The sequence below is a fragment of the Kutzneria chonburiensis genome, from assembly GCF_028622115.1.
In the GTDB taxonomy this organism is placed as follows: Bacteria; Actinomycetota; Actinomycetes; order Mycobacteriales; family Pseudonocardiaceae; genus Kutzneria; species Kutzneria chonburiensis.
The window spans coordinates 9,694,873-9,714,152 of sequence record NZ_CP097263.1; the positions used below are offsets into that span (position 1 = coordinate 9,694,873).

The window sequence follows — 19,280 nt, forward strand, 5'->3', positions numbered from 1 at the left end:
GGGTGGACCGCCCGGCGACGTCGGCCCCATGCACGCCATCGCCAAACGATCACCACCGTACCGGGCGGAAGCGAGTCACACCCCCGAAACGGCCGAACTCCCGGGATTCACGGCCCCGACCGACGCGTACACAGTGGCCTGTTCCAGCGCACGAACCCGCGGCAGCACCTCGTGGCAGAACGCCGGCATCCCGTCGCCATGGCCCAGGAACTGGCTGACGCCGGCCCGGCGGTACTCCATGATCGCCGCGGCCAGCTCGTCGGGTGTGCCGACCAGGGCCAGCCCGAGCGGACCCAGGAACGGCATCGCCCCGGTCCACAGATACGGCCGGGGCCAGTGGTCGGCGTCCTCGGCCGGCGACGCGCACCAGCCGCCGGTCAGCGCCACCGCCTCGGCGGTCAGCAGTCGGAAGCGTTCCCGCACCGCGTAGACGTTCTCGCCGGCGATCTCGGTCAGCGCGTGCGCGGCGGCCACCGCCTCGGCCCGGGTTCGCCGGCACACCACGGAGAACAGCAGTCCGACCTCGCGGCCGGCGGCGCGCACCCGTCTCCCGCGCCCGGCCACCACGGCAGGCTCGGCAGCGAGGAGCAGCAACACGTCGCCGTGTCGGACCGCGAGATCGGACGCCGGGCCCGAACTCCCGCTGAAATACAGTTCGGGCCGATCCAGTTGGACGGGAATTCGCCGATCCCGCCACAACGCGTCGCACACCGACCAGAACTCGTCGTGTGCCCGGAAATCACTGTCGTACGGACAGGTTCCGAGCACACTCACCCGCCCGTCGGTGACCGATGAGAGCGTGTTCACCTGTCTGACCAGATGGATCGGAGACTGCATGTCGGTACGGGGGCAGATCATGAATCCGATGGCCTTCGTGGCCGCCGAGAGGTGGGCCGCCAGTGCTATACCGTCCGGCCGATGGAATGCCGACGGCAGCAGCATGCGGTCGATGCCGCCGTCCTCGGCCGAACGGCAGAATTCCACCGGATCGCCTTCGGCCGGCAGCATCCAGTGGAACCGCGTCGGCGTGAGCACGGCCATCGCCACCCCCAGGAGGTCCGGTAGTCGAATGCTAGGTCGGGCCGGTCTGCCCCGGTATGGCGTGTTCTCCCTAGTACGCGGTTGACGTGAAGGCGTGGCGGCTGCACCGTTGGCAGGAATGCTCTGACCCGTTCGTGCCAGTCCGTTCGATGTTATCGACGGCTGCGGTGAACAAATACCTAGGTAATCGTCAGTCTAATTGTTGCCGGTTGCACGCACCGCTGCCATACTCGGCCGCCGTCGAGTGGATTCTCGTTGACCGCCACCAACGTGCCACATGATGCACCCCTTTCTCGGTAAATAGCGGATGGACCCTACGAAGAGGTGCCCGATGCAATCGATTTCATCCGATGACTTCGGGATCTCGACACTGGTCTGGACGCCCGCACTGCTGGTGCTTTTGGTCGTATTGACCGGCCACTGCCGCGGGTGTTTTCTGCGTTTACCTCGTCGGGGGCGGCGGAGGGAGAATCGGCAATGCTTGCACATCCCCAGGTGAACGTCGTCCTCCAGCATCAGAACCGGCTGGTCAGAGAACTGCTGGCGACGCACCTGACCCGGGAGCCGGGCATCGCACTGGCCGGCACCGTGGCCTCGGCGCCGGAACTGGTCCAGCTGTGCCACCTGTGCCGGCCGGACGTGGCCGTCTTCGAGGCGGACACACCTAGGTGGAGCAACGAGCGGCTGGTGTCGCTGCTGCTGGAGCCCGGCCGCCGGCTCCGCATGGTCGGCGTGCACGAGGTGCTGCCGGCGGCGTACGTTATCCGCGCCTACGAGTCGGGCATCAGCGCGCTGGTGTCCTACACCCGCGGCCTGGACGCGCTGGTCGCGGCGATCAAGGTGCCGTCGGCCGCGGTCGAGATAACCCGGCTGGACAAGGGAACCCGGCAGGCGCTGACCACTCGTGAACTCGAGGTGCTGTATCTGATCAGTGCCGGCTACGCGCCGCGGCAGGTCGCCTACGAGCTCGGCATCAGCCTGCACACCGTGGAACACCACAAGCAGCGCATCTTCGCCAAGCTGGACGTGCACAACCAGGCCCACGCGGCGGCGAGCGCGACTCGGCTCGGGCTGATGGCCTCGGTGATCGAGCTGCCCCGGCAGAAGGGCGGGCAGCTGCGGGACCTGCTGCGGGTGTGCGTCACCGGGCGCACCGCCGGCTGCCTGATCGCCGACCGGGTGCGGCGGATCCTCGGCGAGCACGACATTCCCGTGGTCGCCGAGGACGAGCAGGGCGTGGCCACCGTGCTGATCGACCCGGAACCCGAGGACTGGCAGGCGGTTGTGGTCAACCGCTCGGTGCCGATCGTGGTGGCCAGCCGGAAACTACCGCACCAATACGTCCTGGAAGCGCTTTCCGGCGGTGTCACCGTGCTGCCGGCGACCCGGGTCGACGGCTTGATCGTGCCGGCCGTGCACGCGGCCAGCCAGGGACATCTCATGGTGGACGCGGCCCATTCCCGGTCCGTGCTCGGCGGTGCTCGCGGGGCCGACCGGACGTGGTGGCGCTGGCAGCTGTCGCTGACCCGGCGGGAACAGGAGATCATCGCGTCCATCGGCCGTGGCCACTCGGCCAAGCAGACCGCCCGCCTGCTCGGGATTTCCGTGCGCACCGTGGAAAACCTGCAGAGCAGCCTGTTCCGCAAACTCGGTGTGCACAGCAAGGCGGCGGCACTGGCCGCGGCCCAGGATCTCGGACTGCTGGAGGAGCCTAGCTGAGCCGGAACGACGAGAGTTGGCAGTCGTGGTCGACCTGACTGAACTGATCCTGGTTCAGGCGCTGGGTCACGCCGTCGTCATAGGTCCAGCCCGAGCCGAACGGATCGGTGGCGTGCACCTGCGCGCCGTGGCTGGTCAGGCAGGTCATGTAGGCGTGATACTGGTCCAGATAGTGAGGATTCCTCGACTGGTCCAGTTCCGGCGGCTGCAACGGAAGCTTGTTCCGGCACGCCTTCGTGGCGTTGACCGAGGCCGGGCTGGTGTCCTGCATGTCCGGGTTGTCGGCCCCGGCGCCGCCGCCGGGCGCGCCCGGCCCGGCGTGCTGGTCGGTGCCGTCACCGCGCAGCATCACATGCCCGTTGTCCTTGAGGCACACGTTGTAGTTGTGCCAGGCCGCGTTGACATCCGCCTGGGAGCTGTCCATCCTCAGCTGCGGCCGCTCCGCGTTGTCCGAAGTGGACGGTGAGCTGGTCGCCGTGCCGTTGTTCGCGGTCGTCAGCGAGGCGACCTGTTGCGACTGGGGCTGACTTCCGCACGCGGCCAGCGTGAACGCGGCGACCGTGGCACCGGCGTAGACCGTGAACCTCATGGCCGCCACCATCGCAGCCAAATGTGTGGAACCTGTCAGCGAGTTGTGCTGCCACGGAAAGCGGTGCGGTAGGCGGTCGGCGTGGTCGCCGACTCGCGGGCCAGGTGCAGCCGCAGGTTGGCCGCCGTGCCGAGGCCGCAGCGCCGGGCGATCTCGTCGATCGGCAGACCGGTCGCCTCCAGCAGCCGGCGGGCCTCCAGCAGGCGCTGCGCGGTGAGCCAGCGTAGCGGCGTCAGGCCGGTCTCGGCGCGGAAGTGCCGGGCGAAAGTCCTTGGCGCGTAACCGGCATGGCGGGCCATGTCGTCCACAGTGGTCGGTTCGTGCATGCGTTCGACCACCCAGGCGCAGGTGTCGGCCAGGCCGGCGCCGTCCGGGATGGGCCGGTCGACGAACTGGGCCTGGCCGCCGGACCGGTGCGGGGCGACGACCATGCGGCGGGCGACCCGAGCAGCGTGGTCGGCGCCGTGATCGGTGCGGTACAGATGCAGGCAGAGGTCGATCGCCGCGGCCACGCCGGCGCTGGTCAGTACCTCGCCTTCGTCGACGTACAGCACGTCCGGGCGGACGTCGATCTTCGGGAAGCGGGCGGCGAGCTCGTCGGCGTCCCGCCAGTGCGTGGTCGCCGTGCGGCCGTCCAGCCGGCCGGCCGCGGCCAGCGCGAACGCCCCCGTGCAGACCGAGACCATGCGGCCGGTGGCTTCGCGGAGGGCGTCGAGTACCGGTTCGGGCGGGGCGTCCAGGGGGAAGAATCCCGGCACGATGACCGTGTCGGCGCTGGTCAGGGCGTCGAGGCCGGCCGTGGCCGTGATGGTGAAGCCGGTGGTCGTCGGCACCGGGCCGGGGCGTTCGGCGCAGACCGTGAACTCGTAGCGGTCCTGTTCGTCGCGGTGCCCGAAGATCTGCGCCGGCACGGACAGGTCGAAGGCGACCACGTCCGGCAGGGCCAGCGCGACGATCCGGTGCATGGCAGAATCCTAGCGAAGTAGGGCAGTCCTGCCACTCGTTCGGTCGGGTCCTCGCTGCGAGGGTGAGGGGCATGGACATCGGCTCGCTCGTCTTCGACGACATGGACCAGATCGACTTCACCGGCCCGTTCGAGGTGCTGTCCCGCCTGCCGGGCTCGACCTACCGTGTCTACGGCCTCACCGGGGCGCCGGTGCGTGACGTGCGCGGATTGACGATCACACCCGACGCCGCGATTGCCGACGCGCCCGCACTCGACGTGCTGCACGTGCCCGGCGGGCGCGGCATCGACGTACTGATGGAGAACGAGGAAGTGTTGGCCTGGCTGCGAAAGCAGAGCGGCAACGTGGTGCTGTCGGTGTGCACCGGTGCCCTGCTGCTCGGCGCGGCCGGGCTGCTGGCCGGCCGCCGGGCCACCACGCACTGGGCGTCGCACCACCTGCTGGCCGAATTCGGGGCCGAGGCCGTCGACCAGCGGGTCGTGGTCGACGGCGACTGGATCTTCGCCGCCGGCGTGACGTCCGGCATCGACGGTGCTTTGACGCTGGCCGCCCGGCTGTGCGGAGACGAAGTGGCGCAAGGACTTCAGCTGTACATGGAGTACGCGCCGGAGCCGCCGTTCCAGGCCGGGACGCCGGCCACCGCGCCGGCGGCCGTGCTGGCCCGGGCGCGGGCCGATATGGCACCGGTCACGGAGCGGCGGTTGGCGGTGATTGGCCGGATAGTGTCGGGGCATGCTCAGCCTTGACGATGTCCAGGACGCGGCGGCCCGGCTGAAGGGAATCGCCCACCGCACGCCGGTGGTGCGGTCCCGTACGCTCGACGGGCGGGCCGGCGCCGAGGTCTTCCTCAAGTGCGAGAACTTCCAGCGCATCGGGGCGTTCAAGTTCCGCGGCGCCTACAACGCTGTGTCCCGGCTGGCTCCGGAGCAGCTGGCGCGGGGCGTCGCCGCCTACTCGTCCGGCAACCACGCCCAGGCCGTCGCCCTGTCGGCTCGGGAATTCCGCAGCACCGCGGTGATCGTGATGCCCGAGGACACGCCCCAGTCCAAAGTGGACGCCACTCGCGGTTACGGCGCGGAGATCGTCACCTATGACCGCTACACCGGCGACCGGGTGGCGATCGGCAATGCCTTGGCGCAAGAGCGCGGTCTGGCGTTGATTCCGCCGTACGAGCACCCGCACGTGATGGCCGGGCAGGGCACCGCCGCGCTGGAGTTGATCGAGGAGTCCGGCTCCTTCGACACGCTCGTCGTGCCCATCGGCGGCGGCGGACTGATCGCCGGCAGCGCCACCGCAGCCAAGGGGCTCGACCGTCGGATCCGGGTGGTGGGCGTGGAACCCGAGTTCGGCAACGACACCAAGCTGTCGCTGGCCGCGGGGCACCGGGTGTCAGTGCCGGTGCCCCGGACCATCGCCGACGGCCAGGCCGCCGACACTCCTGGCGAGCTGACCTTCGCCGTGAACCAGCGGTTGGTCGACGACATCGTCCTCGTCACCGACGACGAGATCCGCGCCGCCATGCGGTTCGCCTTCGAGCGCCTGAAGATCGTGCTCGAGCCCAGCGGCGCGTCGTCACTGGCGGCCGTGCTGCGGGGCGATTTCACCGGCCGGGTCGGGGTGATCCTGTCCGGCGGCAACGTCAGCCCCGAGCGGTTCGCCGAGCTGCTCGGCTAGCAGCCGACGCCGCCCGGCTGAAGCCAGGCAAAGGCGGCGAACCGCTGGCCCGGCACGTCCGATTCGGTGAAGTAGCCGCCGAACATCTGCGTGCTCTGCAGGCGGTTGGCGAAGTAGAGCGTGTAGGTCTGTGTCACGCCGCCGAAGCTGAGCGGTCGCACGAAGGTCAGCGTGTGCGTGGTGGCATCCCAGGTGCGCTGGGCGATCGGCTCGGTGCGGCCGAGTTCGTCGTAGCGCAGCGTGATCTCCGGGACCTGGCATGAGGTGAACTGCACGACCATGCGGCCGGTCCAGCCGTTGCCGTTGAAGCCGTAGCCGCCGACCAGGCCGTCCGGCAGGGAGTCGTCGGCCTTGAGCGACTTCAGCCGTGGCGTGCCCAGCGGCAGATAGTCCTTGGCGTACACGCCGTAGCTCTGCCCCGGCACGTCGCTCTGGGTGAAGAACCCGCCGAACACCGGGGAGTTCGCCTTGTGGTCGCCCAGGTAGAGCGTGTACGTCTGGCTGTTGTTCCAGGCCAGCGGGCGGGTGATCGTCAGCGTCCGGCCCGACCAGCTGCCGCTGAGCCGTTCGTCACGGCCCAGTTCGTTGTAGTGCATGGTCACCGCCGGCGCGCCCGAGGCCGAGTTCGACACGACAAGTGTGCCCGCCCAACCGTTTCCGTTGAACGCGTAGCTGCCGTCGATTGTGGACGTGGCGGCCGACGCGGGCACGCCGACCGCCACGATGGCGACCGTCGCGGCGGCGACGGCCAGGGTTTTCAGGGACATGCCGGCATCTTCGCCATCGGCGGTGGCCCCGGCAATGTCCCTAGGTGCAGACCTTTTCTTGCACCACAACAGTTTTGTGTCGGCGACACCCGGCCGAGCGCGGGGGCCGGGTGTCGCTCGGTTTCGACGCTACGCCGAACGGCCCACCGTGCACCCCGATGCCGACCGACCGGCGGAACGCTTCTGCCTGAACGGACGCCGGCGCAGCCGCGCGTCGGACAGAACCGGCCGGCGGCCCGGCCAAATTTATTAGGCATTATTGACATTCATCCGATGTTTGGCCAGGCTGCGGGGCGACACCCGGATCGCTTCAGGAGGTCGACGATGACCGAGTCAGCTGGCCACACCCGGCGGGACGCGCTCCGCCTCGGCGGCGCTTTGGGCGTAGCTGCCGCGATGACGGGCCTGCGGCCGTTCACCGCGCAAGCCGACCCGGTCCGTCCGGCGGACGCTCACGTGGTGTCCGACACCGACGCCACGGCGCTCTGGTACCCGGCGCCGGCCGAAGAAGGTCGGATCATCGAGCAGGGCCTGCCGGTCGGCAACGGCCGGCTCGGCGGCCTCGTCGGCGGCGACCCGGGCAGCGACTTCGTCTACCTGAGCGACATCACGCTCTGGGCCGGCGATGTGAACGACGTAGTACAGGACGACGGCCAGCTGAACTACGACTCGGTGCATTTCGGCAGCTACAGCCAACTGGCCAGAGTCGGCGTCGACATCCCCGCGCACGCCCTGTCGGCGGTCAAGGACTACCGGCGGCGGCTGGACCTGAGCAACGGCGTCGTGACCGCGAGCTACACGTACAAGGGCGCGCACTACCGGCGCGAGGTGTACAGCAGCCACCCCGACGACGTGCTGGTGATCCGTCTGACCCAGACCGGCGGCGGCAGCTACACCGGCTCCGTGTCGCTGGCCGGCACCCACGGCGAGACCACGACCGGCTCTGGTGGCGCGATCTCCTTCGCCGGCACGCTCGGCAACGGCCTCAAGTACGCCACGGTTGTCACGGCCAGCGCCAAGGGTGGCAGCGTTTCCTTGCAGGGCAACAAGGTTGCGTTCTCCGGCTGTGGCGAGGTGCTGATCGTCGTGAGCGGCGGCACCAACTACGCCGCCACGCCCGCGACCGCTTTCAAGGACGCCGCCGTCGACCCGCTCACCATCGCCCGGCAGAAGGCGTCCAAGGCCGCCGGCGTGGCCGGCGGCGTGTTGCTGGACACGCATGTCGCCGACTACCAGGCGTTGTACAACCGGATGACTGTCGACTTGGGACGGTCGTCCTCGCAGCAGCGGTCCCTGGACACGTGGGCCCGGCTGTGGCAGCGCGGCGGCCCGCACGCCGATCCCGACCCGGAGTTGGAGGCCATGTACCTCCAGTTCGGCCGGTACCTGGTGATCTCCGGTTCGCGGGACAGCCTGCCGTTGAACCTTCAGGGTCTGTGGGTGTCCAACAACAACCCGGACTGGTACGCCGACTACCACACCGACATCAACGTCCAGATGAACTACTGGCTGCCCGACCGTGCCGGCCTTTCCCAGTGCTTCAACGCTTTCGCCGACTACTGCGTGTCCCAGCTTTCATCGTGGACGGCCACCACGCAGAAGGCGTTCAACGACTCCCGCAACCGTTTCCGCAACAGCAGTGGCAAGATCGCCGGTTGGGCGGTGGCCTTCTCCACGAACCCGTACGGCGGCAGCGGCTGGTGGTGGCACCCGTCCGGCAATGCCTGGCTGTGCAACAACCTTTGGCAGCACTACGAGTTCACCCAGGACAAGGCGTACCTGACCAAGATCTACCCGTTGCTCAAGGGGGCCGTGCAGTTCTGGGAGGCGCGGCTGATCGAGAAGGACGGCAAGCTCTACGACGACCATGACTGGTCGCCCGAGCAGGGGCCGCAGGACGGCATCGGCAACACGTACTCGCAGGAGTTGGCCTGGGACCTGTTCACCCACTATGAGGCGGCCACTGCCGTCCTCGGTCAGGACCAGGATTACGCTCGCGCCATTATTGCCATGCGGGACAAGCTTTATCTGCCTGTTGTCAGCCCGAAGACCGGGTGGCTGGAGGAGTGGATGTCGCCGGACAACCTGGGCGACACCAAGCACCGGCATCTGTCGCCGTTGATCGGTTTCTTCCCCGGCGACCGGATTCGGGTCGAGAGCAGCCCCAAGGAGATCATCGACGGCGTCCGCAACCTGCTGACCGCTCGCGGCACGCAGAGCTTCGGCTGGGCCTGCGCGTGGCGATCGGCTTGCTGGGCCCATCTGCGTAACGCCGACAAGGCGTACCAGATGTTGCTCACCGTGATGACGCCGTCCGTCAACTTCGGCAACGGCAGCGCCCCCAACCTGTTCGACATGTACTCCTTCGGCGAGCGCACGACCTTCCAGATCGACGCCAACTTCGGCGCGCCCACCGCCATGCTGGAGATGCTCGTCCAGTCCCGCCCCGGCCAGATCGACCTGCTGCCGGCGCTACCCGCCGCGTGGGCCCGGTCCGGCCGCGTCACCGGCATCGGCGTCCGCGGCGGTTTCACCCTCGACCTCGAGTGGCGTAGCGGCAGGGTCACCGGCTTGACCCTGCACAGCGTCGGCGGCACCAGCACCGTCGTGAAGTCCGGCACTTGGCAGCGCGCGATCACCATGGCCGCCAACACTTCGCAGAAGGTGATCTAGGCACGCACAACAGCAGGCGAGTGGCCGGGCGGGATCTCACCGCCCGGCCACTCGCCTGTTCTTTTCGATCTCTGGCCGTTCGGCTTTCCGTCACGGTACGACGCGGTGCCGACCGTTGTCAGGATGCCTTGACAACCATGGGGCGTGTCAGGCTAACCTGACAACCATGACGGAGCAGAGCACGCCGGCCGAGCTGGCCGGGCAGATCACCAACAAGGACCCGGCCATCGGGCTGAGGGCGGTCGTGGCGCTGCGGCGGCTGTTGGAAGAACTTGAGCGGCTGCACGTGGACAGTGCCCGTGAACAAGGCTGGTCCTGGCAGGACATCGCCACTGCGCTCGCGGTCAGTCGCCAATCCGTGCACGAGAAGCACGCCAACCGCCGCAAGGCGCAGTACAAGGAGGCCTGACGTGTTCGAGAAGTTCACCGACCCCGCCAAGCGCGTGCTGGTGCTGGCCCAAGACGAGGCCATGGCCCAAGGACACGACTACATCGGCACGGAGCACGTGCTGGTCGGACTGGCCGACATGCCGGGCACCATCGCCGGCAGTGTGTTGCGGGACAGCGGGGTAACGGTCAAAGCGTTACGGGCCGAGATTGCTGACGTGCTGGTGGCCAGCGGAGTGCAGCCGGTCGGCGCGCAGGGTGCCACGGAGGCGCTGGCGGCGATCGGGATCGACGTGGAGGAGATCCGCCGCCGTGCCGACGAGACGTTCGGCCCCGGCAAGTTCCACTTCCCGCGGCCGCCGTTCACCCCGCGGGCCAAGAAGGCGTTGGAGCACACGCTCCGGCAGATGGCCGAGCTGCACAGCGACACGATCGGCCCGGAGCACCTGCTGCTCGGCATTCTCGCCGAAGCGGAGCGGCCGGACGAGGACCGTGACGGCGGCAGCGGTGCGGCGGTCGAAGGGGTCGGCGTGAAGGTGCTCCGCAACCTCGGCATTGACGTCGACGCGCTGCGACCGGCCGTGCTGGCGCGCATGACGGGGTGAACCGTTCGCGCCTCCCGTCCGTCGTGGTGGGCGGACAGGGAGGAGTGTTCCGGTGGGCGCAACCAAGACCAGGGACGCTGTGGCGGCGGCACGCGGAGTGGCCGACGGGCGGCGCAACCTGCTGCTCGTCGCGGCCGTGGTGGTGATCGCCGCCGCGATCATCGGCGGCGTGGTCGTCACGCACGCGATGGCCGACGAGCCACAGGCCGGCGGGGCCTATCCGACCGTCGTGCAGGCAGACGGCACGGTCGTGGCCGGCAGCGCCAATGCCAAGGCCACGCTGGACGTGTACGAGGACTTCCTCTGCCCGTACTGCAAGCACAACCTGGAAGACCCGTACGGCAAGGACATGGCCAAGGCCATCACGGCCGGCCAACTCCGGGTCAACTACCACGTGCTCGACCTGCTCGACAACGAGACCACGCCGGCCGGCTACTCGCTCCGGGCCGGCAACGCCGCCCTCGCGGCGGCCAAGGCCGGTCGGTTCGCCGAGTTCCACGCCGCGCTGTACGAGCAGCAGCCGACCGAGGGGCAGTCCGGCTACACCGACGACCAGCTGGTGGACATCGGCCGCAAAGCGGGCATCACCGGCCAGCAGTTCGCCGACGAGGTCAAGGCCGGCACCTTCGACGCCGAGGTGCACGGCCAGACCGACAAGGCCCGCGACTCGGTGAACTTCAAGGGCACGCCCACGGTCCTCAACGGCGACAACCAGGTCGACATCAGCAAGGCCGGCTGGCTGGGCCAGCTCACCGGCGCCTGATCCACTGCACGTGCACCGGCCGCCCCCACCATCCGGCCCGCACCAGCAAGATCAACGCGCCATTCCTCCACTCCGAGTGCTGGAAAGCCCCTTTCCAAACAAAAAAGCTTGACACGGCGAGGCTGCTTGTGGTGGCGGAATATGGCGTAGGGCCGGGCATTGCTGCCCGGCCCTGCGTCCGCTAACCGATCGCGGCGGCGTAGAGGAACCATGTCGAGTGCGGCAGCCACTGCTCCAGCCACCGCCAGTCGGTGTTGGGCCCGGTGAACGCCTCGCCCGGATCCCAGGCCAGGCCACGGCCGTCGTCGGACTTGCCGGTGATGCCGTTGACGATGCCGCCGGCCGAACGCAGCCAACGCCACGAGCCGACCTTCTGCCCGTCCGCGTACTCCAGGTACAGCGGCTGGTCGCGGCCGGTGCCCTCCAGCATGCACACGTCGAACGGGTTCACGCCGACGATCCAGTTGAGCTGGTCCTGCGCGTACGCCCGGAGATTCGCCGCGAACGACCCCGTATAGAAACCGGCGGCCAGCCGAGCGGCCGAGGCCATCGACGCCAGCCGGGCGTTTTCGCCCTGCCACCACGCGTCGTCGGTGCGCGGCGTGACGTTGTGCGGGAAGAAATAGCCGCTGTACCGCGTGCCCTTTCCGTCCTGCACCAGCTGCCGCGCGTAGCCGAACGGATTGGGCACCTCGCCGGTCACGTTCAGCTCGAACTGCATGGCCCGCCGCACCACGTCGAGCACCTTCGCCTTCTGGACATCAGTGGCGATGTCCAGGTACGTCAGCAGACTGACCACCGGCAGGCCGGCGTCGGACGGGTGGAAGAACGGGCGGTCGGCGTCGTCGGCCCGCCAGTAGTCGTGATATCCCTGCCACGACACGAGCCGCGCGCACAAACTCGCCGCACGTGCGTCGGCCACCGTCCGGTACGAGTCCTTCTTGGTGGCCTTGAACAACTCGGTCGCGGCCAGCAGCACGTTGAAGTCGTCGAGGATGTTCTCCTTGCCGTCATTCAGCAACGACACGTTGTTGACGACCAGATAGGCGAAAGCGTCTTCCGCGGCGGCAAGATAGTCGGCTGACGAGTAGTCGCCGGACACCGGATACGTGCTGGACCGCGCCAGCGCGGCGATGGCCAGCCCGCCGCCTTCACGGAAGTCGACCTGCCGGGTGCTCAGGCTGCGCTGGGTCGGGTCGGCGCCGAGGTCGTCGGCCTCGGGCTGGCTGACCGAGCTGTAGAACGAGCCGCCCTTGGGGTGCACGCGGGTCAGGTAGTCGGCCCCGAACAGCGCCTCGTCCTGGATCCAGCCCAGCACCCCGACCAGGTCGGTGTTGTTCCGCCGGGCCAGCTGGTCGTGGGTGGCGGCCAGCGCCCACGCGGTGAGCGGGATGGACAGCGTGTTGAAGTACGACAGGTTGGACAGCTGGGTGAAGTGCTTGCCCCAGTCGGCCGCCGCGTCGTACCAGCCGCCGCTGGCGTCGAAGGTGCCGCCGGACTTCAGCGGCAGCTTGCGGTCGGCCTTGTCGTACTGGCCGGAGCTGCGGGAGTCCTTGAAGTAGTGCACGAGGTGCGACATCGTGCGCCGCTCCAGCACGTTCGGCTCGATCCAGAACGGCTGCGAGCGGCCGCCGTCCACGGTGACCACGTACTGGCCGACGCGGGTGAACGAGGTCAGGTCGGCGACCCAGTAGTAGCCGGGCACGGCCGGCACCTGGTCGGCCAGCCAGTCCTTGACCGGCCCGATGTACTTCGCCAACCCGCCGGACACGGTCTTGCCGGTGGCGTTGTCGATCACCTGGTACGCCTTGGGTGCGGGCGATGCCTTGCCGGCGGCGATCACCACACGCTTGCTGGCCGTCGGCTCGTAGCCGACGTTGTTGGCCAACACCAAGGGTTTAGGGCCGGCGTCGAAGCCTGGCGACGGTAGGGCGGCCGAGCCGGCGACGGCGGCGGTGCCGAGGAGGAAGCGGCGGCGGGTGGGTGACTGCTCCGATGCGGACTCAGACATTATTAGTAAACCTCCTTAACAATTGGTCACCCTAGGTGTCGACCCGGTGACGGTCAAGGAAATGCCCACAGCGCGGGCTCAGCTGGTCCACAGCTCGGCGGCGCAGTGTGGAGCCATGAACGCTCGGGAGCAGGGGATTCGCAGCGCCGCCGTGATCACCGCGGCGCTCGCGCTGGTCGGCGTCGGCGGTGCGGTGGCGGTGGCCGCCGTGGTCAGCCACTCCGACCAGACCAAGACCACGTCGACCTCGGACAGCCAGCTGTCGACCGGCACGGAGCCGATGGCCAGAACGGGGGGATCGTGAAGGCCGAGGAATGGCCGGTCTGGGGCACCACGGCCCGGGTTGTCGTCACGGAGCCGTCGACGCTGCCGGCCGCGCGGGTGCTGATCGAGTCGATGCTGTCCGAAATCGACCTGGCATGCAGCCGTTTCCGCCCGGACTCGGAGCTGATGGCGGCCGGTCGCAGCAGCGGTCCCGTGCAGGTCAGCCCGCTGCTGGCGACGCTGGTGGAGGTGGCGCTGCGGGCGGCCGAGGACAGCGACGGGGCGGTGGATCCGACCGTGGGCAACGCGTTGTGCGCCCTCGGCTACGACCGTGATCTGTCCATAGTGGACGTAGATGGTCTCGCTGTCACCGTGAAGATTGCCGGTTGGCGCAGCGTCACGTTGTCCGGCAATACCTTGACGTTGCCGAAGGACACGGTGCTGGATCTCGGTGCGACGGCCAAGGCGTTCGCCGCCGACTGCTGCGCCCGGCTGGTGGCCGATGCGCTCGACACGGGCGTGCTGGTCAGCCTCGGCGGTGACATCGCCACCGCCGGACCTGCACCCCACGGCTGGCAGGTGCTGGTGCAGGACCGTGACGACGACCCGTCCTGCGTGGTGACGATGCCGGCCGGCAAGGCGATCGCGACGTCCAGCACCCGCAGTCGCCAGTGGCGGCGCGGCGATCGCCTGCTGCACCACATCCTCGACCCCGAACCTGTCAACCAGCGCCACGAATGTGGCGCTGCGTCACGGTTGTCGCCGACAACTGCACCGACGCCAACACGCTCACCACGGCCGCGCTGGTCAACGGCAATCAGGCGCTCACGATGCTCCGCGAGCACAACGTGCCGGCCCGGCTGGTCGCCGCCGACGGATCGGTCCGAACCCTGGGCGGCTGGCCGTGATCTGGTACATCGCCCGCGGCGCCGGCGTGATGGCGCTGGTCCTGCTCACGGTCTCGCTCACGCTGGGAATCGCCACCAGGCAAGGGAAACCCTGGCCGGGCTGCCGCGGTTCGCCATCGCCACCGTGCACCGCAACGCCAGCCTGATCGGGCTCGGCCTGGTCCTGGTGCACGTCCTGACCCTGCTGTTCGACTCCTACGCCGACCTCAACCCGATCGACCTGCTGGTCCCGTTCGTCGGCTCCTACCAGCCGTTCTGGCTCGGTCTCGGCACGCTGGCCTTCGACCTGCTGCTGATCGTGCTGGTCACCAGCCTGAACCGGGCCCGGCTCGGCCTGCGGACCTGGCGGGCCATCCACTGGGCCGCCTACGCGATCTGGCCGATCGCCCTCGCGCACGCCCTCGGCACCGGCACCGACGCCGCGCAGGTGTGGATGGGCGTGCTGGCCGTGGCCTGCACCACCACCGTTGCCACCGCCGTGACCTGGAGGTTCGTCACATGAGGCCCCTGCTCGACGCCGCCGCGCGGGACGAGGACGAGCACATCGCCCGCAACGGCCCGCTGCCCTGGCCGCGAACGCCCGGCGTGCTCATCGGGGCCCTGCAAGAAGCCGGGTTGACCGGTCGTGGCGGCGCGAACTTCCCGACCTGGCGCAAGCTGGCCCGCACCGCGGTCACCGACCGGCCGGTGGTCATCGCCAACGCCGCCGAGGGCGAACCGTTCAGCCGTAAGGACAAAGTGCTGCTCCAACAGTGCCGACACCTTGTGCTGGACGGCCTGCAACTGACCGCGGAAGCCGTCGGCGCGAGCCGGGTCTACCTCTACGGTGCCGTTGTCCCGCAACGGAAATCCGACCGCTACCCGCTCACGTGCCTAGCCGCGCCAGATGCCTTCACCGCCGGCGAATCATCGGCTGTCATGGCCGCCGTCAACGGACGCACACCGTTGCCGACCGGCGAAAGCCGCGACGACATGCTGGTGCAGAACGTCGAGACGCTGGCCCGCATCGCGCAGATCGCCCGCTACGGCCCGAGGTGGTTCCGCCGACACGACACGTTCCTGGCCACCGTTTCCGGTGCGGTGCAACGACCCGGCGTTTACGAGGTCGAGAAGAACGTGGCCGTGCAACGGCTTCTGGACCTGGCCGGTGCGGGCGAGACGAGGGCCGTGCTGGTCGGCGGCTACCACGGCACCTGGCTGACGCCGCGAGACGTGATCACGGATCCGGGCGCCGGTGTGGCGATTGCCTTGTCGGCCAACGAAAGCGGGCTGGCCAAGACCACGGAGATCGTCAACTACCTGGCGTCGCAGAGCACCCGGCGGTGTGGGCCCTGCCGCTTCGGCCTGCCGGCGCTGGCCGAAGCGCTGGCCGCACGCCGTATGGACCAGGTCTACCGGCTCGTCGGGCTGGTCGACGGCCGCGGCGCCTGCCATCACCCGGACGGCACGGCCCGGCTCGTCAGAAGCGCGCTGACCGCATTCGCGGGGGAGTACCGATGAATGAGCTGCACATCAACTGGATCGCCTGCGACGGCCGCGGATTGTGCGCGGAACTGCTGCCGGAATTGATCTCCACCGATCCCTGGGGCTATCCGCTGATCACCGATGCGACCGTCCCGGATCACCTCGAGGAACACGCGAGGCGGGCGGCACGGCTGTGCCCCCGCCTCGCGATCAGCCTGAAAGCCGTCAGTCCACCAGCACCGGCAGCTCGTCCACACCGTACACAATGGACACCTGCCGGTACGCCAGCTCCTCGGGGCTGACCGCCAGCCGCAGCCTCGGGAATCGGCGCACCAGCGCCGGATAGGCGATGCGCAGCTCCATCTTGGCCAGCTCGGCCCCGATGCAGCGGTGGATGCCGTGCCCGAAGGCCAGGTGCGAGGACGAGGTCGGCCGGTCCGGGTCGAAGTCCTCCATGTTCGGGCCGAGCACGGCGTCCCGGTTGGCCCCGGACAGCGAGCAGATCACCACGTCGCCGGCCTTGATCTCCTGGCCGCCCAGCACCATGTCCTTGCGGGCGAAGCGCGGGAACGCCACCTGCACCACGGTCAGCAGCCGCAGCAGCTCCTCGACGAAGGCGTTGATCGACTCGTCGTCGGTGCGCAGCCGCTCGAACGCCGCCGGGTCCTGGAGCAGCACGATGGTGCCCAGGGCCAGCATCGACGTGGTGGTCTCGAAACCGCCGGTCAGCAGGCCGTCGGCGATGCTGGCCAGCTCATCGTCGTCGATGGTGTCGCCGTGCTCCTTGATGATCTGGCCGAGCAGGTCGTCGCCCGGGTTCTTGCGCTGCTTGGCCACCACACCGCGCAGGTACACCAGCGACTCGGAGATCGCGCCGAGCGAGGCGCTGGCCCCGCCGAACAGGTCGAAGCGGGCCGCGCCGAGGCGCTGGAAGTCGTCGCGGTCCTCGTAGTCGACGCCGAGCAGCTCGCAGATGGTCAGGCACGGGATCGGCAGCGCGAAGGCCTGCATGAGGTCGACCGGGCCGTCCTCGGCCTCACGCTCGATGGTGTCCAGCGTGTCGGCCACGATGCGCTCGATGCGCGGCGTGAGCCGGCTCAGCCGGCGGATGGTGAATTCCGGCGTGAGCACCTTGCGCAGCTTTGTGTGCAGCGGCGGGTCGGAGAAACCGAGACCGCCCGGATTCTGCTCGGCGGTGATGCCGAAACTGCCGGTGAGATTGGCGAAGTCGTTGCTGAAGTTGTCGGCCGAGCCGAGCACGGCTCGGGACTCCTCGTAGCCGGTGACCAGCCAGGCCCGGAAGCCAAGGGGCAGCTTGAGCCGGGTGACCGGCTCGGACTCGCGCTGCCGGCGCATGTCGTCGACCGGGTGGACACCCTCGCGCTCGAGCGGCATGAGGGCGGAATCGGGAATGAAGGGGATACGCGACAGATCGAATCCGTCCTGCCCTGTCCTCGCCATCTGCCTGCGCACGATCCACGACGTAATGCGTGAGGTAATGCGCGAGCCGAGCTTCATCATGAATTCAAGATACCAGTCGGCTCCTGAGGGTCGTCCCAGCATTCGGCCAACCGACACGAGGTGGTCACCCGGCCGTCACGGCGGCCGGTGCCCGCGCGCGCTCTCGTGAGCGGTGCCGGGTCACTTGAAATCCGGGTAGTGCACGCTTCGGTTCACGCCTGGACCGTGTCGTTACCTGATCGCGTCCCGGTGGAAATTGTCGAGCACACCTCGGATCCACAGTGGATCTGCCGATCGGGTCAAGGGGCTTGAGCCGATCATGCTTCCCAACTAGCCTCTGCCCACTCGATCGGTCAAGGGGGTCGCATGAGTGGGCAGGAGCCGGGAAATCGGCCGCCCTGGTACGTGTTCGTGTTGGCAGCGCTGGGAATCGTTCTCGTGCTGTCCGCGATCATCGGCTTCGGGCCGCGCACGTCCAGTGCGCCGCTGCGGACCTCGGAACCGGTCCCGCAGCCGTATCGCGGGCCGGATCCGGTCACGTCGACGACGTTGCTGGGCGACGCCACCTCCGTGACGGTCACCACCACGACCAGCGCCGCCCCGGCGCGGGCCGTGGCTCCCGTCACGAAGCCGACGTCGACCACGACCACCGCGACCACCGTCACCACCACGTTTGTCCTTCCCCAACCGGGATATCCGACGTACTGCTGCAACGGCGGCGACTGGGGTGGCCATCATCACCGGTGACCGCGCCGCCGCCGATCCACGGATCGGCCGGGACCAAACGACTGCCGCGGAGAGGGGTCCGTGACGCCGCGGTGACGAGCTGCCGGCACGATCCCTTGCTCATGTCGGGTGTCGGCCGGCGGTGACGCCGAATACCGTCGACACGGATGGCCGGTGGCGTGGCAAGCGCTTGCCGGCGCGGTGCTTCGGCTCATCTGTCCGAGTCGTCGGACCCGTCCCGGCTCGACCTTGCCACTGGAGTGGTGACCGTTTCGCGGCCGCGGTGATCCCCGTGAACGTGGAGCGATGCGTGTCGGTTTTGTGCGGTCGTGGCGCATAGTTCACGCTCCGTCGCGAATCGACTTCATAACGTCTGTCGTCGGAGGTCCGCTGTGGACCGAACGGAAGTACGCTGCGCACGTGTCTTCGGTGGAGGGGCAGCCGGTTCCGGCTGACGAACAGGTGGTCGGCTCCGTGCTGCCCAGGGACCGAGACCTCGTCCGGTGGCTGGCGTCGGTCGGCGGCTGCTACCTCGCGGCCGCGCTGTTGCTGGTGCTGCTGGCCGGCGAGGACGCCTTGCGGGTGCTGGGATATGTCGTCGACGTGCCGATGGCCGTGCTGGCCGCCGCCGTCCTGATCCGGGTGGCCCGGTTACGCCAGTTGCAGCGGCGGACCCGGCTGCGGCCGGCCCTGCTGGCGCCCCAGCTGGCGGCCGGGATAGCGCTTGCCGGGATCCCCGATGTGCGAGTCCGCGTCGGCTCCCGCGCGGTCGGCCGCTCCTACCGCGCCGGCCGGCACGGGGTGGTGCTGCTCAATGACGGCATGCTCGACCGCATCCCGCTGGCCACCACTTTTGTCGTCGCGCACGAGCTCGCGCACCTCGCCCGGCACGACACCCTGCGGCAGACCGTCGTCGCCGTGTACCTGCTCACCATCTCGGCGCTGTCACTGTGGGTGTTGCCCTGGCCGGCGGCCGCCGTGATCGCGTGCATCGCGCTCACACTCGCCGTGACCTACACCTGGACGCGTGAACTCGACTGCGACCGGATCGCCTCCCGCTGCGCCGGGCAGCGCTCCGGCGTCGCCGCGATGGACGCCTTCACCAAGTGGCGTTCGCGCAACCCGCTGACGCGGCTGTGGGGCGCGTTCAGCCATCCGCCGTTGTCCTTGCGGCGCAACGCCGTGCTCGACCCCGAGCGGATGACCGGCTGGTTCGGCCCCAAGGACTGACCGATCTGCCCCATCGAGCCTGGCGGGGCCCGT

Annotated in this window: 19 protein-coding genes; 13 read left to right on the forward strand and 6 right to left on the reverse strand. The window is 69.0% G+C overall.

Going from position 1 to position 19,280, the window contains the following annotated elements; all coding sequences use genetic code 11:
• Positions 1 to 75 precede the first annotated feature (75 nt).
• Complete coding sequence (locus M3Q35_RS45060) at positions 76 to 1,041, reverse strand: LLM class flavin-dependent oxidoreductase (RefSeq protein ID WP_273938738.1); 966 nt, start codon at positions 1,039 to 1,041, stop codon at positions 76 to 78.
• A gap of 687 nt (positions 1,042 to 1,728) precedes the next feature.
• On the opposite strand from M3Q35_RS45060, the gene M3Q35_RS45065 reads away from it, so the two are divergent.
• The gene (locus tag M3Q35_RS45065) at positions 1,729 to 2,760 is read left to right on the forward strand and encodes a LuxR C-terminal-related transcriptional regulator (protein WP_273938739.1); all 1,032 of its coding nucleotides are present in this window, start codon (positions 1,729 to 1,731) and stop codon (positions 2,758 to 2,760) included.
• Here the strand turns inward: M3Q35_RS45065 and M3Q35_RS45070 are convergent.
• Together M3Q35_RS45070 and M3Q35_RS45075 are read right to left on the reverse strand one after the other, a co-directional pair.
• Positions 2,753 to 3,349 (reverse strand): hypothetical protein, encoded by a 597-nt coding sequence (locus tag M3Q35_RS45070; RefSeq protein WP_273938740.1) that lies wholly within the window; start codon positions 3,347 to 3,349, stop codon positions 2,753 to 2,755. The genes M3Q35_RS45065 and M3Q35_RS45070 overlap by 8 nt on opposite strands.
• 35 nt (positions 3,350 to 3,384) lie before the next feature.
• A complete protein-coding gene (locus M3Q35_RS45075) occupies positions 3,385 to 4,314 on the reverse strand; it encodes a GlxA family transcriptional regulator (RefSeq protein ID WP_273938741.1) in 930 nt (309 codons plus the stop codon).
• Between the two features lie 71 nt (positions 4,315 to 4,385).
• Here M3Q35_RS45075 and M3Q35_RS45080 point away from each other — a divergent pair, with 71 nt between their 5' ends.
• Both M3Q35_RS45080 and M3Q35_RS45085 read left to right on the forward strand, forming a co-directional pair.
• On the forward strand, positions 4,386 to 5,060 hold the full coding sequence (locus M3Q35_RS45080) for a DJ-1/PfpI family protein (protein WP_273938742.1): 675 nt from the start codon (positions 4,386 to 4,388) through the stop codon (positions 5,058 to 5,060).
• Positions 5,047 to 5,988 (forward strand): threonine ammonia-lyase, encoded by a 942-nt coding sequence (locus M3Q35_RS45085; RefSeq protein WP_273938743.1) that lies wholly within the window; start codon positions 5,047 to 5,049, stop codon positions 5,986 to 5,988. The genes M3Q35_RS45080 and M3Q35_RS45085 overlap by 14 nt, the downstream gene beginning before the upstream one ends.
• Here the strand turns inward: M3Q35_RS45085 and M3Q35_RS45090 are convergent.
• Positions 5,985 to 6,755, reverse strand: coding sequence for a hypothetical protein (locus M3Q35_RS45090; protein ID WP_273938744.1), 771 nt, complete (start codon positions 6,753 to 6,755; stop codon positions 5,985 to 5,987). The two genes, M3Q35_RS45085 and M3Q35_RS45090, sit on opposite strands and share 4 nt — an antisense overlap.
• Before the next feature lie 324 nt (positions 6,756 to 7,079).
• On the opposite strand from M3Q35_RS45090, the gene M3Q35_RS45095 reads away from it, so the two are divergent.
• From M3Q35_RS45095 to M3Q35_RS45115, 4 genes are all read left to right on the forward strand, one after another.
• Positions 7,080 to 9,428, forward strand: a complete 2,349-nt coding sequence (locus tag M3Q35_RS45095; RefSeq protein WP_273938745.1) for a glycoside hydrolase family 95 protein — start codon at positions 7,080 to 7,082, stop codon at positions 9,426 to 9,428.
• A gap of 166 nt (positions 9,429 to 9,594) precedes the next feature.
• On the forward strand, positions 9,595 to 9,837 hold the full coding sequence (locus M3Q35_RS45100; protein WP_273938746.1) for a helix-turn-helix domain-containing protein: 243 nt from the start codon (positions 9,595 to 9,597) through the stop codon (positions 9,835 to 9,837).
• A 1-nt stretch (position 9,838) separates the two neighbouring features.
• Positions 9,839 to 10,420, forward strand: a complete 582-nt coding sequence (locus M3Q35_RS49110; RefSeq protein WP_379793712.1) for a Clp protease N-terminal domain-containing protein — start codon at positions 9,839 to 9,841, stop codon at positions 10,418 to 10,420.
• Positions 10,421 to 10,472: 52 nt separating this feature from the next.
• On the forward strand, positions 10,473 to 11,183 hold the full coding sequence (locus tag M3Q35_RS45115; RefSeq protein WP_273938747.1) for a DsbA family protein: 711 nt from the start codon (positions 10,473 to 10,475) through the stop codon (positions 11,181 to 11,183).
• A gap of 181 nt (positions 11,184 to 11,364) precedes the next feature.
• Here M3Q35_RS45115 and M3Q35_RS45120 read toward each other — a convergent pair whose 3' ends face one another.
• The gene (locus M3Q35_RS45120; RefSeq protein WP_273938748.1) at positions 11,365 to 13,194 is read right to left on the reverse strand and encodes a glycoside hydrolase family 9 protein; all 1,830 of its coding nucleotides are present in this window, start codon (positions 13,192 to 13,194) and stop codon (positions 11,365 to 11,367) included.
• 115 nt (positions 13,195 to 13,309) lie between these two features.
• Here M3Q35_RS45120 and M3Q35_RS45125 point away from each other — a divergent pair, with 115 nt between their 5' ends.
• The 4 genes from M3Q35_RS45125 to M3Q35_RS45140 are packed head-to-tail and all read left to right on the forward strand — an operon-like array spanning position 13,310 to position 16,132.
• A complete protein-coding gene (locus tag M3Q35_RS45125; protein ID WP_273938749.1) occupies positions 13,310 to 13,498 on the forward strand; it encodes a hypothetical protein in 189 nt (62 codons plus the stop codon).
• A complete protein-coding gene (locus M3Q35_RS49165) occupies positions 13,495 to 14,868 on the forward strand; it encodes an FAD:protein FMN transferase (RefSeq protein WP_273938750.1) in 1,374 nt (457 codons plus the stop codon). The genes M3Q35_RS45125 and M3Q35_RS49165 overlap by 4 nt, the downstream gene beginning before the upstream one ends.
• Positions 14,865 to 15,866 carry an NADH-ubiquinone oxidoreductase-F iron-sulfur binding region domain-containing protein gene (locus M3Q35_RS45135; protein ID WP_273938751.1) on the forward strand — a complete coding sequence of 334 codons (1,002 nt, stop codon included), beginning with the start codon at positions 14,865 to 14,867 and terminating at the stop codon, positions 15,864 to 15,866. Before M3Q35_RS49165 ends, M3Q35_RS45135 begins: the two co-directional genes overlap by 4 nt.
• Positions 15,863 to 16,132 carry a ferredoxin gene (locus M3Q35_RS45140; protein WP_273938752.1) on the forward strand — a complete coding sequence of 90 codons (270 nt, stop codon included), beginning with the start codon at positions 15,863 to 15,865 and terminating at the stop codon, positions 16,130 to 16,132. Before M3Q35_RS45135 ends, M3Q35_RS45140 begins: the two co-directional genes overlap by 4 nt.
• On the opposite strand, the gene M3Q35_RS45145 is transcribed toward M3Q35_RS45140, so the two are convergent.
• Positions 16,056 to 17,348 carry a cytochrome P450 gene (locus M3Q35_RS45145; RefSeq protein WP_446685267.1) on the reverse strand — a complete coding sequence of 431 codons (1,293 nt, stop codon included), beginning with the start codon at positions 17,346 to 17,348 and terminating at the stop codon, positions 16,056 to 16,058. The two genes, M3Q35_RS45140 and M3Q35_RS45145, sit on opposite strands and share 77 nt — an antisense overlap.
• Positions 17,349 to 17,657: 309 nt before the next feature.
• On the opposite strand from M3Q35_RS45145, the gene M3Q35_RS45150 reads away from it, so the two are divergent.
• Complete coding sequence (locus M3Q35_RS45150) at positions 17,658 to 18,038, forward strand: hypothetical protein (protein ID WP_273938754.1); 381 nt, start codon at positions 17,658 to 17,660, stop codon at positions 18,036 to 18,038.
• A 399-nt stretch (positions 18,039 to 18,437) separates the two neighbouring features.
• Positions 18,438 to 19,247 (forward strand): M48 family metalloprotease, encoded by an 810-nt coding sequence (locus tag M3Q35_RS45155; protein WP_273938755.1) that lies wholly within the window; start codon positions 18,438 to 18,440, stop codon positions 19,245 to 19,247.
• The last annotated feature ends 33 nt before the right edge of the window (positions 19,248 to 19,280 follow it).

Excerpts from the sequence above, each read along its gene's own strand:
- M3Q35_RS45060 (WP_273938738.1), bottom strand. The coding sequence starts at position 1,041 with ATGGCCGTGCTCACGCCGACGCGGTTCCACTGGATGCTGCCGGCCGAA.
- M3Q35_RS45070 (WP_273938740.1), bottom strand. The coding sequence starts at position 3,349 with ATGAGGTTCACGGTCTACGCCGGTGCCACGGTCGCCGCGTTCACGCTG.
- M3Q35_RS45075 (WP_273938741.1), bottom strand. The coding sequence starts at position 4,314 with ATGCACCGGATCGTCGCGCTGGCCCTGCCGGACGTGGTCGCCTTCGAC.
- M3Q35_RS45080 (WP_273938742.1), top strand. The coding sequence starts at position 4,386 with ATGGACATCGGCTCGCTCGTCTTCGACGACATGGACCAGATCGACTTC.
- M3Q35_RS45085 (WP_273938743.1), top strand. The coding sequence starts at position 5,047 with ATGCTCAGCCTTGACGATGTCCAGGACGCGGCGGCCCGGCTGAAGGGA.
- M3Q35_RS45090 (WP_273938744.1), bottom strand. The coding sequence starts at position 6,755 with ATGTCCCTGAAAACCCTGGCCGTCGCCGCCGCGACGGTCGCCATCGTG.
- M3Q35_RS45095 (WP_273938745.1), top strand. The coding sequence starts at position 7,080 with ATGACCGAGTCAGCTGGCCACACCCGGCGGGACGCGCTCCGCCTCGGC.
- M3Q35_RS45100 (WP_273938746.1), top strand. The coding sequence starts at position 9,595 with ATGACGGAGCAGAGCACGCCGGCCGAGCTGGCCGGGCAGATCACCAAC.
- M3Q35_RS45120 (WP_273938748.1), bottom strand. The coding sequence starts at position 13,194 with ATGTCTGAGTCCGCATCGGAGCAGTCACCCACCCGCCGCCGCTTCCTC.
- M3Q35_RS45125 (WP_273938749.1), top strand. The coding sequence starts at position 13,310 with ATGAACGCTCGGGAGCAGGGGATTCGCAGCGCCGCCGTGATCACCGCG.
- M3Q35_RS45135 (WP_273938751.1), top strand. The coding sequence starts at position 14,865 with ATGAGGCCCCTGCTCGACGCCGCCGCGCGGGACGAGGACGAGCACATC.
- M3Q35_RS45140 (WP_273938752.1), top strand. The coding sequence starts at position 15,863 with ATGAATGAGCTGCACATCAACTGGATCGCCTGCGACGGCCGCGGATTG.
- M3Q35_RS45145 (WP_446685267.1), bottom strand. The coding sequence starts at position 17,348 with ATGAAGCTCGGCTCGCGCATTACCTCACGCATTACGTCGTGGATCGTG.
- M3Q35_RS45150 (WP_273938754.1), top strand. The coding sequence starts at position 17,658 with ATGAGTGGGCAGGAGCCGGGAAATCGGCCGCCCTGGTACGTGTTCGTG.